The sequence below is a fragment of the Beutenbergia cavernae DSM 12333 genome, assembly GCF_000023105.1.
Classification (GTDB): domain Bacteria; phylum Actinomycetota; class Actinomycetes; order Actinomycetales; family Beutenbergiaceae; genus Beutenbergia; species Beutenbergia cavernae.
This window is the reverse complement of sequence record NC_012669.1, coordinates 4,550,164-4,563,841: the sequence shown is the minus strand read 5'-3', so window position 1 is coordinate 4,563,841 and position 13,678 is coordinate 4,550,164. Positions and strand designations below refer to the sequence as shown.

Sequence of the window (13,678 nt, the reverse complement as noted above, 5' to 3'; positions counted from 1 at the left end):
GGGGTCAGGCCGGCGTGTCCGACTCGAACGGGTCGACGCCGAGAGCCAGGGCCAGCTTCGGCGCGGCGGCGACGACGCTGGGCAGCCCGACGATCGGGATGACGGCGGCCAGCACGTCGACGATCTCGGCAGTCGACGCCCCGGCCGTCACGGCGTCGTCGACCTCGGTGCCGTACGTCGGCTCCGCACCGCCGACCGCGACGAGGGCGGCGAGCCGGACCAGCGCGAGCGCTCTGGGGTCGAGGGCGGCGGCGTCGAGCTCCACCTCCTCCTCGAGCCGCGGGTCGTTGATCGCGAACCTGCGCAGCCGGTCGGTGTAGTCCACGAGCTCGCCTCTTCGTCGGATGGAGGGGTCGGCGTGCGACCCAGTGAGCCACGGAGACCGCCGGGTCGGCATCACACCGATCGCATGAACTCGGAATCACGCGTTCTGCATGACGACTCGCCGCCCCAGCGGCCCGACGCTGAGGCAGCGCACGGCTCTGGCGAGTCCGGCGCCGACCGACGGGAGCACTTCGATGAACACGTTCATGGACTGGTTCTGGCTCATGGTGTGGTGGTTCGCGTTCGTGATGTACCTGGTCCTGCTGTTCCAGATCTTCGGCGACCTGTTCCGCGACCGGGAGCTGAGCGGCTGGTGGAAGGCGGTGTGGGTGCTCGCGCTGGTCGCCGTGCCGTTCCTGTCCGCGCTGATCTACCTCATCGCACGCGGACGCGGGATGGCGGAGCGGCAGCTGGCTCAGGTCTCGCAGGCGAAGGCCGACACCGACGCCTACGTCCGCGACGTGGCGGTGGGCTCCGGGCCGTCGCCCACGGCGCAGATCACCGAGGCCAAGGCGTTGCTCGACGCCGGAGCGATCGACGAGCGCGAGTTCGCGACGCTCAAGGCGAAGGCCCTCGCCTGATCCGGACGTGACGTCTGGCGTGGTCGGCCGCCAGGGCGGTGCGGTCGACCACGCCAGGCGTCGCGCTGCGGAGCTCAGAGCCGCGTCATCGTGGACGCATAGCCTCCCCCGCCCGGGTAGACCCACTCGCCCGCCATGGTGCTGTCGCCGTCGGAGAACCTGCCCTCGAAGTACGCGGGGCTGCCCTTGGCGCCGCCCCAGATCATCAGGGTGTCGCCGGTGAGCTCGTAGACGTAGTCGAGCGTGTTCCCCATCGAGTCGTAGAACCGCGAGACCACGTCCTCGCCGACCGGCTCGCCGAACGGGTGCAGGTTGCCGATCACTTCGAGCCCCGTCACCGGCTGCCCGAACTGCTGCAGCTCGACGCGCTGCAGCAGGAAGTAGCCGCCCGTCATCCACTCGTACGTGACGGTGCCCTCGGCGCCGCCGGTGACGGTCCAGCTGCCGACGAGCCGGTCCAACGCGGCGAGGCCCGCGCTCGGCGGCGCCAGCTGCTCCTGACCTGAGGCATCGATCTGGTCCGCGGTCACGTCGGTGGGGATGTGCTGCTCGGTCATGGTTCCTTCTCCTCGGTGTCGTGCTGCGCCTCTCCGGGTGCAGTCGCCGCTACCTCGTGACGGAGCAGCCGATCTCGACGTCGTCTCGGACCCTGTCGATGTGATCTGGATCACACCCGCCCCATGTCGAGCTCCTGGCGGCGGCTCCGAGGTAGCGGCGTCAGATCCCTTCGCAACGAGGAGCACGTCGATGACCACGCTCAGCACCTCCACGACGGCACCGATCCGCCCGACTCACGGGACGCCGTCGTCCACCCTCCGACTGCTGACCGCGGGCGCCGCGGCCGGTCCGTTCTTCTACGCCTCCGCCTCGGTGCAGATGCTCGTCCGCGACGGGTTCGACCTCCGTGTGCACCCGATCAGTCAGCTGGCCACCGGGGACCTCGGCTGGATCCAGACGGCGACGTTCGCGCTCACCGGCCTGGGCGTGATCGCCCTTGCCGTGGCGCACCGTCGCGTGGTGCCCGACGGCGTGGGGCGGCGTGCCGTCCCCGTGCTCCTGGCCATCGCGGGCCTCGGGTTCGTCCTCGCCGGACTGTTCGTCATGGATCCGCAGCACGGGTTCCCGCTCGGCACGCCGGACGGACCGGCGCCCGCGACGTCCTGGCACGCCGTCGTCCACTCGAGCGCTGCCGTCCTCGCGTTCACGGCGCTCGCCGTCGCGTATGTCGTGCTCACCGTCCGCGCCGTGCGCGAGCGGCAGGTGACAGCGGCGTTCGGCCACGGGCTCGTGGCGCTCGTGCTGCTCGCCCCGGTCTCACCCACGAGTGCCAGCCTGCAGGTCGCCGCGACCGGCGTCGTCGCCTTCGCGTGGACCACGGCCTACGCTCTCCGTCTGCGCCGGCGCGTCGCGACCGGACAGCAGACCCACGATCGAGGAGAGGCACGATGAAGTTCCTGCTGCTGGGATACACGCCCGCCGACGCCTGGGACGCCGCGACGGCGGAGACGCCGTCCGAGGAGGCGCTCGCCGCCTTCGCCGCCTACCAGCGGTTCGAGGCGGAGCTGCGCGAGACGGGCGAGTTCGTCTCGAGCGAGGGACTCGGCCACCCGGCCGTGACGACGACCGTCCGCCGGAGCGACGCCGGCGTGGTCGCCACGGACGGACCGTTCGTCGAGCTCAAGGAGGTGCTGGCCAGCTTCGCCGTCATCGACTGCGAGAGCCAGGAGCGCGCCGTCGAGATCGTCAGCCGGATGGTCGACCTCATGGGCGAACCCATGGAGATCCGCCCGATCATGGGCGACGACTTCGCCGCTTGATGCCCGCCGCCGCGCCCCTCGAACCCGCCGTCGAGCACCTGCTGCGCCGCGAGACGCCGCAGGTGCTCGGCGCGCTCGTGCGCCGGTTCAGCCGGTTCGACGTCGCGGAGGACGCCGTCCAGGAGGCTCTGCTCGCCGCGGCGCAACAGTGGCCGGTCGACGGCGTCCCGAGCGACCCGCGGAGCTGGCTGATCCGCGTCGGCTACCGCCGGATGGTGGACCTTCTCCGCTCCGAGCAGGCCCGGCACCGCCGGGAGCGGGTGGTCGGGGTGGGCGACCTCGCGATGGCGGAGCCGGCTCGTCGCGCGCGCCCCGTGTCGGACGACGACAGCCTCACCGTGCTCTTGCTCTGCTGCCACCCGGCGCTCAGCCCGACGTCGCAGGTCGCGCTGACGTTGCGCGCCGTCGGTGGCCTGTCCACCGGCGAGATCGCGCACGCGTACGGCATGGCCGAGACCACGATGGGCACCCGCATCAGCCGGGCCAAGCAGCAGCTCGCGAAGGCCGGCGCGCGGTTCGTGGCCCCGACGCCACAGGACCGGGACGAGCGGCTCCGGGCCGTGCTCACGGTGCTGTACCTCGTCTTCAACGAGGGCTACACGGCGACGGCGGGGAGCTCGCTGGGGCGGGTCGACCTCGCTCGCGAGGCCATCCGCCTCACCCGTATGGCCCGGGACCTCGCGCCCGAGGACGCCGAGATCGCCGGGCTCCTCGCGCTCATGCTCCTCACGGAGGCGCGGCGGGCCGCACGGACCGACGCGCGCCATCGGCTCGTGCCGCTCGAGGAGCAGGATCGCCGGCTGTGGGACGCCGGCATGATCGACGAGGCTCGCGGCATCCTCGAAGCCGTCTGGGTGCGGCGCGAGGTCGGCGCGTACCAGCTCCAGGCGGCGATAGCGGCGGTGCACGCCGACGCCGCGAGCGAGGCCGACACCGACTGGCCCCAGATCGCCGCGCTCTACCTCTGGCTCGAGCGCCTCACGCCGACCGGGCCCGTGCGCCTCTCTCGCGTCGTCGCCGTCGCGCGCGCGTTCGGTGCCACCCGCGGTCTCGATCTCCTCGATGCCCTGGACCGTGAGCACGGTCTGAGCGAGGACCCGCTGACGCGCGGGCGCGCGCGGGCGGTCCGGGCCCACCTGCTCGACGAGCTCGGGCGCAGCGACGACGCCGCGGCGACCTTCCGGGCGGCGGCCGGGCTCACGCAGAACGACGTCGAGCGGGACTACCTGCTGGCGCGGGCGGCGCGAGCCGACGGCCGGGCCGGCTCGCCGGGCGAGGGCCGCGGCACCGGCACGGGCACCGACACCGGCACCGGCACCGGCACCGGCGCCGGCAGCTGACGTGCCGGGTACTGACAGGGCCTCCCGCCAGCCGTCGCCCGGCCGTAGCGTGCTGGCATGAGCGTTCCCACTCTCACCCTGAACAACGGCGTCGAGATCCCCGCGCTGGGATTCGGCGTGTTCCAGACCCCGCCCGACGAGACCGTGGCCGCCGTCGAGGAGGCGCTGCGCGTCGGCTACCGCCACATCGACACGGCCGCCGCCTACGGCAACGAGCGCGAGGTCGGCCAGGCGATCCGCAGCTCGGGGATCCCGCGGGCCGAGCTCTTCGTCGAGACGAAGGTGTGGATCAGCGACTACGGCTACGACGAGACGCTGCACGCGTTCGAGAAGTCGGCCGGCAAGCTCGGCGTCGACCAGCTCGACCTGTTCATCCTCCACCAGCCGCTGCCCACGGCCTGGGACCGCACATTGGGCGCGTACCGCGCGCTCGAGCGGCTGTATGCCGACGGCAGGGTGCGCGCGATCGGCGTCAGCAACTTCATGCCGGAGCACCTCACGCAGCTGCTCGACGCCGTCGACGTGGTGCCCGCCGTCAACCAGATCGAGCTCCATCCGTACTTCCAGCAGAAGGAGCTGCTCGCTCTCGACGCCTCGCACGGGATCCTCAGCCAGGCGTGGTCGCCGATCGGCGGCATCACGTTCTACTACGAGGGCCAGGGCGGCAGCACGCTCGACGACCCGACGATCGGCGCGATCGCCGCCCGGCACGGGAAGACGCCCGCGCAGGTGATGCTGCGCTGGCACACGCAGGAGGGCCGCTCGGCCATCCCGAAGTCGGTGAAGCCGCACCGGATCGCGGAGAACTTCGACGTCTTCGACGTCGAGCTCTCGGCCGAGGAGCTGGCGCAGATCGACGGGCTCGACCAGGGCGTGCGGCGTGGCCCGGAGCCGGCGTCGCTCACGCTCGAGACCGCCGGCCGCATCATCCCGGAGGCGTGAGCACCATGGCGGAGTGGACGACGGCGGAGCTCGCCGACGTGGGTCAGGCGGATGAGCTGCGGGTCGCGTCGTCGCGCGCCGACGGGAGCCTGCGTCCGTTCGTGACGATCTGGGTGGTCCGTGCCGGCGACGACCTCTACATCCGGTCGGCGTACGGGCCGGAGAACGGGTGGTTCCGGCGTGCCCTGGCGAGCGGGCAGGGGCGCATCCGCGCCGGTGGCGTGGAGAAGGACGTGACGTTCGAGCAGGTCGGAGCGGAGGTGGCGGACGCCGTCGACGCCGCATATCACGCGAAGTACGACAGGTACGGGCCGCGGATCGTGAACACCGTGGTCGGCGCCGGGCAGGAGCTCACGACGATCCGCCTCCTGCCGCGCGAGGCCTGACGGCGTTCCCCCTCGTGGGGCGGGCGCCGCCGTGGCAGTGTCGTGTGGCATGAGGACACTCGCGATCACGCAGAACATCTCCCTCGACGGCTCGATCGAGATGCTCGGCGACTGGTTCGACCCCGCGGAGCAGGATGCGGAGCTGCTGGAGTCGATGCGCCTGCAGTCGGAGCAGGAGGACGCGCTGCTGCTGGGGCGCCAGACGTTCGAGGACTTCCGCGGGTACTGGCCCCTGCAGACCGACGACCAGACCGGGATCACGCAGGAGCTGAACGAGGTCCAGAAGTACGTCGTCTCCTCGACCATGACCGACCCTGAGTGGCAGAACTCGAGCGTGCTCGCCGGCGACTGGATCGCCCAGGTGCGCGTCCTGAAGGAGCAGGAGGGCCGCGACATCGTGGTGACGGGCAGCATCACGCTGACGCACGCCCTGATCGAGTCCGGTCTGGTGGACGAGTACCGCCTGTTCGTCTACCCCGTGGTCCAGGGACGGGGGAGGCGGCTCTTCCCCGACGGGCACGAGGTCCCGCGGCTGCGGCTCGTCGAGGCGCGCGGCTTCCCGAGCGGCGTCTCCCTGCTGCGCTACGCCGTCTGAGCGCGCCGCGGCGATCCGGCTGCTGCGGGCTCGCCGCCTTTCCCGGGGTCGCGTGCTCGGCGCGCAGTCCAGCTATTGCCGGCGCCGCCTGGGTACGGCGAGCCGGTGGTAGGTGTTGCGCATCCCGGGGCCGTTCGTCGCCTGCCCGGGACCGTAGAAGTGCGGTGTGCCGTTGCGCATCTGCACGGTCCAGCGGCCGGCGTGGATGAGGTGGTGGTGGTAGGCGCAGAGCAGGGTGGCGTGGTCGATGCGGGTGGTTCCGCCCTTCCACCAGGGGGTGACGTGGTGCCCCTCGCACCAGGGGGCGGGGATGTGGCAGCCGGGGAACGCGCAGCCGCCGTCGCGGGCGGTGAGGGCTTTGCGGTGGTGGGCGGGGAAGAGCCGTTTCGAGCGTCCGACGTCGAGGATCTGTCCGGCGCTGCCGAGCACGATGGGGATGACGTCGGCGTCGCAGGCGAGGCGGCGGGCGTCGCGTGCTGGGACCGGGCCGGTGTAGGGGAGCTCGGCGGAGCCGATGCCGGCGCGGAGGTCGTTCAGGGCGATGGTGACCATGACCTGGGTGGGGAGTCCGCCGGTGTCGGGCAGGGCCCTGGCGCGCAGCGCGGCGCCGCATGCGGCGAGGAGTGCGTCGAGCCGGAGGCGAGCGACGGGGCGCCGCTCCACCGGCGTCACGTCGGCTGCGGATGCCGAGCCGGGCGTGGGCACTACGGCCCCGCGTTCGGCGCCCGGGTCGGCGTCGGTCGTGTTGTCGCAGCCGTGGTTGGCGTAGGTGCGGGGGTTGGTGGCGGTGGCGAAGATGGTCTCGAGCATCTCGCGCCCGACGTCGTCGACGCAGAGCCGCACCTGGTGCAGGCCGTGGCGGCGGCCCATCCAGAACACGCCCTGGAGGGCGGACAGCTCGGCCTCGCTCGGCGGTGCGCCGTCCTGGTCGACGAGGTGCACGACACGGTCGACGAGGCGGCGGACGCTGTCGGCGTCCACCTCGCGGGCGGCGGTGGTCAGGATGCGCTCGGCCTCGGTGACCTCCTCGGCAGCTGTCGCGTCGGCCTGTTCACGACGGGCCAGGGCCTCGGATGAGCCGTCGTTGCCGGGCTGGTCGGCGTCCGCGGACGCGCGGTGGACGTCGGTCCGGTGCCGGTGGCGGACCGCCCGGCCGATGTCGTGCATGCCGTGCAGGATGTGCCGGACGGCGTCCCGGTCTCCGGCGCCGTCGGCGAGCAGCTCGCCGACGAGCGGGAACTCCGGTGCCAACGGCACCCCCGACATCGTCCGGGACCCGAGGACATCCCGCGCCGTGACGACCCGCCGCCGCGCCTCCGCCTGCGACAGACGCAACCGCACCCGCAACCCGTCGGCCGCCCGCCGGTAGGGCGACCGCTGACGCCGCGCCGGCGTCTCCCGCGCGGGGCCCGCGGCGCCGGTGGCGTCGTCGCTCGGACGGACGAGCGACAGGTGGGCCGAGGCGCCGAACGAGAGCGGCGCGCCGTCGTTGCCATCCAGTCGGCACGCTCCGGGATCCGCCGCCGGGCGCTCGTGCGACGTCGCCACCGCATGAGCCGCGACGAGCTGCAGATGCGACACCGTCCGGGCGAGATCCTCGACCACAGCCGCGGCATCCAACGCCGTCTCGACGTCCCACCCGTTCCGGTCGGCATCGAACGAGCCCGCCATTCCTCGCACTCGCGAGATCAGGGCGGTCGTTTCCGCAGAGACCTCCCGCACCGCACCGGTGGCCCCGCGCGCCATGGACGCGGCTTCGTCCGGCGGCTCGAACGCGGCGCCTGAGGTCATGCCCCAGCATCTCATGTCGAACACATGTACACAAGAGCAGGCTGCAAACGAGAAGATCTAGCCCGCGCATTCTGTGGACAATGCGCCCAATTCACGGAAAAGCGTGATCTGGGGACAACCGACGAAGAGTCGCCCCACCCCGGGCACGAGAGGTCAGGCGGCGAAGACCTCCCGCGCGACGCCGACGGCGGACATCGCCCGCGGCCACCCGGCGTAGAACGCGAGGTGGGTGATCGCCTCGATGAGCTCGCCTTCAGTCAGCCCGTTCTCCCGCGCCAGCGCGAGGTGGCTCCGGAGCTGCTCGGTGCTGCCGTTGGTGACGAGGGCGGCGACGGTCACGAGGCTGCGGTCGCGGCGGGCGAGCTCCGGCCGCGACCACACCTCGCCGAACAGCACGTCGTCGGTCAGGGCGGCCAGCTTCGGGGCGATGTCGCCGACGAGTCGCTGGGCTGCGCTCTGCTGCGTGGGATCGGTCATCGTGTCTCTCCAGGGATCGTTGGCGGACGACGGCGTCGGGCGGGTCAGGGGCGGACGAGCACCTTGAGCGAGGTGCGGGCGTCCATCGCCCGGTAGCCGTCGGCCACGTCGTCGAGGGCGACGGTGCTGTCGAACACCCGGCCCGGGTCGACGGTGCCGTCGAGGACGGCGGGCATGAGGCGCTCGATGTACGCCCGGGCCGGGGCGGGTCCGCCGGTCAGCGTGACGTTCGGGCCGAACAGGCTCCCGAACCCGACCGGCGCCGAGGAGTACTGCGGCACGCCCACGCGGCTGATGACGCCGCCGGGGCGCACGACGCCGACCGCCTGCTCGTAGGCCGGCATGTGCCCCACGGCCTCGAGCACCGCGTGGGCGCCGTCGCCGCCGGTGAGCTCGCGCACCCTCGCGATGCCCTCCGCGCCGCGCTCGGCGACCACGTCGGTGGCGCCCAGCTCGACGCCCAGATCGGTGCGGGCAGGGTGCCGGCCCATGAGGATGATCTGCTCGGCGCCGAGCTGCCGGGCGGAGAGCACGGCCATGAGCCCGACGGCGCCGTCGCCGATCACCGTGACGGTGGTCCGCTGGTTCACGCCCGCGCGGAGAGCGGCGTGGAAGCCGGTGCCGTACACGTCGGAGAGCGTGAGGAGCGACGGCAGGAGCGGCGAGTCCTCACCGACGGGCGCCGCGACGAGGGTGCCGTCGGCGAGCGGCACCCGTACCGCCTCGGCCTGCCCGCCCCCGACGCCGTTGGCGTTCCAGAACCCGCCGTGCCGGCACGAGGTGTGCAGGCCCTCGCGGCAGAAGTCGCACGTGTTGTCCGACCACGCGAACGGCGCGATGACCAGGTCCCCGACGGCGACCGTCGTCACGTCGGAGCCGACGTCCTCGACGACGCCGAGGAACTCGTGCCCCATCGAATGGCCCTCCGGCGTGGCGGGCATGGAGTGGTACGGATGCAGGTCCGACCCGCAGACGCAGGCCAGGACGACCCGCACGACGGCGTCGGTCGGCTGCTGGACGATCGGGTCCGGCACGTCGATCACGCGCACGTCGCCGGCGCCGTACATGTAGGTGGCTCGCATGGTGGTGTCCCTTCACAGCGAGAGGTGGTGGTCGCACCTGGTGCGCCTGGGCGCCGTCGGGCCGCTGCGACCCAGTCCACCGTGCCTCCTCGGCCCGAGGGAGTCCCTGCCGTTCCGGGTACTGCCAGTACCTGCCGGCCCGGCGGATGCGGACGTACCGTCGAGGCATGGACCTGAAAGCGGCGACCCGCGAGTTCCTCGCCTCCCGGCGTGCGCGGCTCACCCCTGACCGGGCCGGTCTCCCCGCCTACGGCGGCAACCGGCGCGTGCCGGGGCTGCGGCGCGAGGAGGTGGCGATGCTCGCCGGCGTGAGCGTCGACTACTACACGCGTCTCGAGAGAGGGAACCTCGGCGGCGTCTCGGAGTCCGTGCTCGAGGCGTTGGCGGAGGCGCTCCAGCTCGACGATGCCGAACGCGGCCACCTGTTCGACCTCGCACGGGCGGCGAACACCTCCGGGGCCGCCCGCTCCCGGGCGCGCCGGACGCCGTCGGGCACGCTGCGTCCGGCCGTGCAGCGCATCCTCGACGCGATGGAGGGCGTGCCGGCGTTCGTGCGCAACGGGCGGCTCGACGTCCTCGGCGCCAACCTCCTGGGCCGGGCGTTGTACGCGCCGATGTACTCCTCGCCCGCGCAGGCCGGTGGCCAGCCCATGAACACCGCGCGCTTCCATTTCCTCGACCCCGAGGCAGCCGAGCGGTTCTGGGGGGATCGCTCGAGGCGGATCGCTCACGACGCCGTCGCGATCCTCCGCGCCGAGGCCGGCAGGAACCCGTACGACAAGGGACTGACCAGCCTGGTGGGCGAGCTCTCCACGCGCAGCGAGGACTTCCGCACCATGTGGGCCTCGCACGACGTGAGGTACCACCGCACGGGCACCAAGGTCTTCCACCATCCCGCCGTCGGGCGGCTGGAGCTCGACTACGAGGCGCTCGAATTGCCGGCGGACACCGGCCTGCAGATGAACGTGTACACGGCGGCGCCGGGATCGGCGTCCGAGGACGGCCTCAAGCTGCTCGCGTCCTGGGCCGCGACCACGCTCGCCCCGCCCGCGGAGCGCGGCGCGGCACCGATCGGCCAGGCGTCGCGCGGCACCCGAGAGGACGACTGATGGAGAAGCTCCCGAAGCCCGCCACGGCCAAGAACCCGCCGGAGCGTTTCACCGGCGACGTCTGGCTCGACCCCATCGCGGGCCCACGCGAGCCGGGCCAGCGGATGACGGTCGCGACAGTCAGGTTCGCCCCTGGCGCGCGGACGGCCTGGCACTCGCATGCGCACGGGCAGACCCTGCACGTCACCCAAGGCGTCGCGCTCGTGCAGTCGCGCGGCGGCGAGGTGATCGAGGTCGCCGCAGGCCAGACCGTCTACACCCCGCCGGGGGAGGAGCACTGGCACGGCGCCACGCCCGACGACTTCATGGAGCACCTCGCGATGCTCGACCTGGCCGAGGATCCGGCCGCGACCACCACGTGGCTCGAGCACGTGACCGACGACGAGTACCGCCGTCCCGCGCGGACCGACGAGCAGGAGTCCTGATGCACGTACGCACCCTCGGCCAGGGCCTCCAGGTCTCGGCGATCGGCCTCGGCTGCATGGGCATGTCCCAGAGCTACGGACCCAACCCCGGCGATCGGGCGGCCATGATCGGCGTCCTGCGCGGCGCCGTCGAACGCGGTGTGACGTTCTTCGACACCGCCGAGGTGTACGGCCCGTACGTCAACGAGGAGCTCGTCGGCGAGGCTCTCGAGCCGGTGCGCGACGACGTCGTGATCGCCACGAAGTTCGGCTGGCACATCGTGGACGGCCGGATGGCGGGGACCGACAGCCGGCCGGACCAGATCCGGAAGGTCGCCGACGAGTCGCTGCGGCGGCTCCGCACCGACGTCATCGACCTCTTCTACCAGCACCGCGTGGACCCGGACGTCCCGATCGAGGACGTCGCCGGCACCGTCGGGGAGCTCGTGGCCGCGGGCAAGGTGCGCCACCTCGGGCTGTCCGAGGCCGGAGCGGGCACGATCCGCCGCGCCCACGCCGTCCATCCCGTGACGGCGGTCCAGAGCGAGTACTCGCTCTGGACCCGTGACCCGGAGCCCGAGGTCCTGCCGACCCTGGCCGAGCTCGGCATCGGCCTCGTGCCGTTCAGCCCGCTCGGCAAAGGCTTCCTCACCGGCACCGTCGACACCTCGACGAGCTTCAGCGACGGCGACGTCCGGCGTCGCGTGCCCCGCTTCGAGGCGGACAACCTCGCCGCCAACGAGGCGATCGTGGCGCACGTCCGCCTGCTCGCCGAGGCCAGGGGCGCGACGCCGGGCCAGGTGGCGCTCGCGTGGCTGCTCGCGCAGCAGCCCTGGATCGTGCCGATCCCCGGGACGCGACGGATCGAGCGGGTGGAGGAGAACACCGGGGCGGCGGCGGTCGGGCTGTCCGCTGACGACGTCGCCGACCTCGACTCCCTCGCCTCACGCGTCGGCGTCGCGGGTAACCGGTACAACGACGCCGGGATGGCGATGGTCGGGCTCTGAGCCCTCCGCTGAACCCGGCGAGCCTCGGCCTCGTGCTTCCCGTGCAGGGGTGACCTGCCCAGAAGGGAACAGCCATGAGGAACCGCGCGCGCATCGCTGCCGCCGTCGGGGCCGCAACGATCGCGCTCTGCCTGACGGCACCCGCCGCCGTCGCCGCTGACACGACGCCGCCCACGGCACCGTCGAACGTGAGGATCCTGGACGTCGATCCGGACATGGTGACGATCGCGTTCACCGGGTCGACCGACGCCGGGGGCCTCAAGTGGTACACCGTGCACAACGGCTCGAGGTCGCAGGCGACGACGTCGCCGAGCCGCACCGAGTTCGGTGGCCTGCAGTCCGGCACCACGTACTCGCTCACGGTCCGGGCGGTGGACCGCGCCGGCAACGTGTCGGCGCCGAGCGCTCCCGTCACGTTCACCACGCCGACCTGGCCGGCCGTGACCGGCCTGCGCGTGACCTCCACGTCGGGCGGCACCGTCGACCTGGCCTGGGACAGGTACTCCGCCATGGACCCGTACCGCTTCCTCGTCTACGACGCCGGCGACGGCGAGGCGCTCACGAAGTACGAGCGCATGACGCTGCGCGGCCTGGCGCCGGGCGTCCACACGTTCACCGTCCGCGGCTTCCACGTCTCGGGCAGCGTGACGGCCGCGAGCAACACGGTCACCGTGACGGTCCCGCCCCGCGGCACCGACCGGACCGCGCCGAGCGCACCCACGAACGCGACGGTGCTGCTGGACGAGGAGTCGTACGAGTTCACGACCACCTGGACGGCCTCGACCGACCCCGTCGATCCGCCGTCGGCCCTGCGCTACGACATCCTGCAGCTCTGGGCAGGCGACTACTTCACCGCCGCGTACGGCATCGCCGGAACGACCTATCAGGGCGCGTTCGCGTCGGCGGTGCGCGCCGTCGACCCGGCCGGCAACCGCTCCCCGCTGACCACCACCGTCACGATCGGTTGAGCCTCCGGCACTGACGGCCACCCGTACCGCGCCGGACGTCGGTGCGGTGCGGGATGCTGTCCGCCATGGAGCTCGAGTTCATCGGGGAGATCTTCTACTGGCGCGGGCCGTCGCCGTTCCACTTCGTGACGGTGCCCGAGGCGGAGAGCGCGGAGATCCACGCGATCGCACGCGAGGTCACGTACGGGTGGGGCGCGATCCCCGTCGACGGTCGCATCGGCGACACCGCCTTCACCACGTCGCTGTTCCCGCGCGACGGCGGCTACGTGGTGCCGATCAAGGACGCCGTGCGGCGGGCGGAGGATGTGGACGACGGCGACGTCGTCACCGTGCTGCTCACGGTGCGCCCGCGGCGCTGAGGGGCGCCGGCGAATACCCGTGGCTCCTGTGCGCCCGGCTCCGTACCATCGCCGGATGCCCCAGGACTGGATCGAGCACCGCCGCGCGGGCGACCGCGAGCTTCTCGGCTGGATGCGGCTCGACGGCGACGGGTTCGTCGCGATCGACCGCCTCGGCCGCGAGATCACCGGCGTCGTGCCCTGGGACGAGGCCGAGGACGCCCTCGACGAGCGCGGCCTGCACTGGCTCGCCGACCTGTGGCAGCTCGAGCGACCGGGCTCCGCGCCGCTGCGGGTCCGCATCGTCGAGGTCGGGCCGGACCGCGTCGTCGTGAAGCGGGACGACTTCGGCGACGTCGGCGCGAAGCAGGAGACGTACGAGCTGCCGTTCCCCGCACCGGGTGCGCTGCAGCCGTTCGACGGCGACCCGCACGTGATCCTCGCGGCGGACCTGCCCGGCAGCTCCTGAGCCAGGGCGCCGGGCGCACCCTCCGCGCCCGACGTCCCGACGATGATC

Annotated in this window: 18 protein-coding genes; 13 read left to right on the top strand and 5 right to left on the bottom strand. The window is 72.6% G+C overall.

What is annotated here, in order from left to right; all coding sequences use genetic code 11:
- Positions 1–4: 4 nt before the first annotated feature.
- Positions 5–325, bottom strand: coding sequence for a carboxymuconolactone decarboxylase family protein (locus tag BCAV_RS20800; RefSeq protein WP_015884609.1), 321 nt, complete (start codon positions 323–325; stop codon positions 5–7).
- A gap of 193 nt (positions 326–518) precedes the next feature.
- On the opposite strand from BCAV_RS20800, the gene BCAV_RS20795 reads away from it, so the two are divergent.
- Positions 519–905: an SHOCT domain-containing protein gene (locus BCAV_RS20795; RefSeq protein ID WP_015884608.1), complete on the top strand. Its 387-nt coding sequence runs from the start codon at positions 519–521 to the stop codon at positions 903–905.
- 74 nt (positions 906–979) lie between these two features.
- Here the strand turns inward: BCAV_RS20795 and BCAV_RS20790 are convergent, their stop codons facing one another.
- Complete coding sequence (locus tag BCAV_RS20790) at positions 980–1,462, bottom strand: hypothetical protein (RefSeq protein WP_015884607.1); 483 nt, start codon at positions 1,460–1,462, stop codon at positions 980–982.
- A 190-nt stretch (positions 1,463–1,652) separates the two neighbouring features.
- Between BCAV_RS20790 and BCAV_RS20785 the strand changes: the two genes are divergently transcribed.
- Genes BCAV_RS20785 through BCAV_RS20760 form a run of 6 tightly spaced genes read left to right on the top strand, consistent with a single transcriptional unit; the run spans position 1,653 to position 5,985 of the window.
- Positions 1,653–2,354, top strand: coding sequence for a DUF998 domain-containing protein (locus tag BCAV_RS20785; protein WP_015884606.1), 702 nt, complete (start codon positions 1,653–1,655; stop codon positions 2,352–2,354).
- A complete protein-coding gene (locus tag BCAV_RS20780) occupies positions 2,351–2,722 on the top strand; it encodes a YciI family protein (protein WP_015884605.1) in 372 nt (123 codons plus the stop codon). Before BCAV_RS20785 ends, BCAV_RS20780 begins: the two co-directional genes overlap by 4 nt.
- A complete protein-coding gene (locus BCAV_RS20775) occupies positions 2,722–4,062 on the top strand; it encodes an RNA polymerase sigma factor (protein WP_015884604.1) in 1,341 nt (446 codons plus the stop codon). The genes BCAV_RS20780 and BCAV_RS20775 overlap by 1 nt, the downstream gene beginning before the upstream one ends.
- 57 nt (positions 4,063–4,119) lie before the next feature.
- Positions 4,120–5,004, top strand: a complete 885-nt coding sequence (locus BCAV_RS20770) for an aldo/keto reductase (protein ID WP_015884603.1) — start codon at positions 4,120–4,122, stop codon at positions 5,002–5,004.
- 5 nt (positions 5,005–5,009) lie between these two features.
- Positions 5,010–5,390: a DUF2255 family protein gene (locus BCAV_RS20765; RefSeq protein WP_015884602.1), complete on the top strand. Its 381-nt coding sequence runs from the start codon at positions 5,010–5,012 to the stop codon at positions 5,388–5,390.
- Positions 5,391–5,439: 49 nt separating this feature from the next.
- Complete coding sequence (locus tag BCAV_RS20760) at positions 5,440–5,985, top strand: dihydrofolate reductase family protein (RefSeq protein ID WP_015884601.1); 546 nt, start codon at positions 5,440–5,442, stop codon at positions 5,983–5,985.
- A 72-nt stretch (positions 5,986–6,057) separates the two neighbouring features.
- Here BCAV_RS20760 and BCAV_RS20755 read toward each other — a convergent pair whose 3' ends face one another.
- The 3 genes from BCAV_RS20755 to BCAV_RS20745 form a co-directional block, all read right to left on the bottom strand.
- Positions 6,058–7,776: an HNH endonuclease signature motif containing protein gene (locus BCAV_RS20755; protein ID WP_015884600.1), complete on the bottom strand. Its 1,719-nt coding sequence runs from the start codon at positions 7,774–7,776 to the stop codon at positions 6,058–6,060.
- A 153-nt stretch (positions 7,777–7,929) separates the two neighbouring features.
- Positions 7,930–8,253, bottom strand: a complete 324-nt coding sequence (locus tag BCAV_RS20750; RefSeq protein WP_015884599.1) for a carboxymuconolactone decarboxylase family protein — start codon at positions 8,251–8,253, stop codon at positions 7,930–7,932.
- A gap of 44 nt (positions 8,254–8,297) precedes the next feature.
- Positions 8,298–9,335, bottom strand: a complete 1,038-nt coding sequence (locus BCAV_RS20745; protein WP_015884598.1) for a zinc-binding dehydrogenase — start codon at positions 9,333–9,335, stop codon at positions 8,298–8,300.
- A 167-nt stretch (positions 9,336–9,502) separates the two neighbouring features.
- Between BCAV_RS20745 and BCAV_RS20740 the strand changes: the two genes are divergently transcribed.
- The 6 genes from BCAV_RS20740 (at position 9,503) to BCAV_RS20715 (ending at position 13,630) form a co-directional block, all read left to right on the top strand.
- Positions 9,503–10,444, top strand: coding sequence for a helix-turn-helix transcriptional regulator (locus BCAV_RS20740; RefSeq protein ID WP_015884597.1), 942 nt, complete (start codon positions 9,503–9,505; stop codon positions 10,442–10,444).
- Entirely contained in the window at positions 10,444–10,869 is a 426-nt protein-coding gene (locus BCAV_RS20735; RefSeq protein WP_015884596.1) for a (R)-mandelonitrile lyase, read from the top strand. Before BCAV_RS20740 ends, BCAV_RS20735 begins: the two co-directional genes overlap by 1 nt.
- Positions 10,869–11,855, top strand: coding sequence for an aldo/keto reductase (locus tag BCAV_RS20730; RefSeq protein ID WP_015884595.1), 987 nt, complete (start codon positions 10,869–10,871; stop codon positions 11,853–11,855). The genes BCAV_RS20735 and BCAV_RS20730 overlap by 1 nt, the downstream gene beginning before the upstream one ends.
- Positions 11,856–11,929: 74 nt before the next feature.
- Positions 11,930–12,823: a fibronectin type III domain-containing protein gene (locus BCAV_RS20725; protein ID WP_015884594.1), complete on the top strand. Its 894-nt coding sequence runs from the start codon at positions 11,930–11,932 to the stop codon at positions 12,821–12,823.
- Positions 12,824–12,888: 65 nt separating this feature from the next.
- Complete coding sequence (locus BCAV_RS20720) at positions 12,889–13,182, top strand: DUF1905 domain-containing protein (RefSeq protein WP_043350961.1); 294 nt, start codon at positions 12,889–12,891, stop codon at positions 13,180–13,182.
- A 55-nt stretch (positions 13,183–13,237) separates the two neighbouring features.
- The gene (locus BCAV_RS20715; RefSeq protein WP_015884592.1) at positions 13,238–13,630 is read left to right on the top strand and encodes a hypothetical protein; all 393 of its coding nucleotides are present in this window, start codon (positions 13,238–13,240) and stop codon (positions 13,628–13,630) included.
- Positions 13,631–13,678: the final 48 nt, after the last annotated feature.

Excerpts from the sequence above, each read along its gene's own strand:
- BCAV_RS20795 (WP_015884608.1), top strand. The coding sequence starts at position 519 with ATGAACACGTTCATGGACTGGTTCTGGCTCATGGTGTGGTGGTTCGCG.
- BCAV_RS20790 (WP_015884607.1), bottom strand. The coding sequence starts at position 1,462 with ATGACCGAGCAGCACATCCCCACCGACGTGACCGCGGACCAGATCGAT.
- BCAV_RS20785 (WP_015884606.1), top strand. The coding sequence starts at position 1,653 with ATGACCACGCTCAGCACCTCCACGACGGCACCGATCCGCCCGACTCAC.
- BCAV_RS20780 (WP_015884605.1), top strand. The coding sequence starts at position 2,351 with ATGAAGTTCCTGCTGCTGGGATACACGCCCGCCGACGCCTGGGACGCC.
- BCAV_RS20775 (WP_015884604.1), top strand. The coding sequence starts at position 2,722 with ATGCCCGCCGCCGCGCCCCTCGAACCCGCCGTCGAGCACCTGCTGCGC.
- BCAV_RS20770 (WP_015884603.1), top strand. The coding sequence starts at position 4,120 with ATGAGCGTTCCCACTCTCACCCTGAACAACGGCGTCGAGATCCCCGCG.
- BCAV_RS20765 (WP_015884602.1), top strand. The coding sequence starts at position 5,010 with ATGGCGGAGTGGACGACGGCGGAGCTCGCCGACGTGGGTCAGGCGGAT.
- BCAV_RS20760 (WP_015884601.1), top strand. The coding sequence starts at position 5,440 with ATGAGGACACTCGCGATCACGCAGAACATCTCCCTCGACGGCTCGATC.
- BCAV_RS20755 (WP_015884600.1), bottom strand. The coding sequence starts at position 7,776 with ATGACCTCAGGCGCCGCGTTCGAGCCGCCGGACGAAGCCGCGTCCATG.
- BCAV_RS20750 (WP_015884599.1), bottom strand. The coding sequence starts at position 8,253 with ATGACCGATCCCACGCAGCAGAGCGCAGCCCAGCGACTCGTCGGCGAC.
- BCAV_RS20745 (WP_015884598.1), bottom strand. The coding sequence starts at position 9,335 with ATGCGAGCCACCTACATGTACGGCGCCGGCGACGTGCGCGTGATCGAC.
- BCAV_RS20740 (WP_015884597.1), top strand. The coding sequence starts at position 9,503 with ATGGACCTGAAAGCGGCGACCCGCGAGTTCCTCGCCTCCCGGCGTGCG.
- BCAV_RS20735 (WP_015884596.1), top strand. The coding sequence starts at position 10,444 with ATGGAGAAGCTCCCGAAGCCCGCCACGGCCAAGAACCCGCCGGAGCGT.
- BCAV_RS20730 (WP_015884595.1), top strand. The coding sequence starts at position 10,869 with ATGCACGTACGCACCCTCGGCCAGGGCCTCCAGGTCTCGGCGATCGGC.
- BCAV_RS20725 (WP_015884594.1), top strand. The coding sequence starts at position 11,930 with ATGAGGAACCGCGCGCGCATCGCTGCCGCCGTCGGGGCCGCAACGATC.
- BCAV_RS20720 (WP_043350961.1), top strand. The coding sequence starts at position 12,889 with ATGGAGCTCGAGTTCATCGGGGAGATCTTCTACTGGCGCGGGCCGTCG.
- BCAV_RS20715 (WP_015884592.1), top strand. The coding sequence starts at position 13,238 with ATGCCCCAGGACTGGATCGAGCACCGCCGCGCGGGCGACCGCGAGCTT.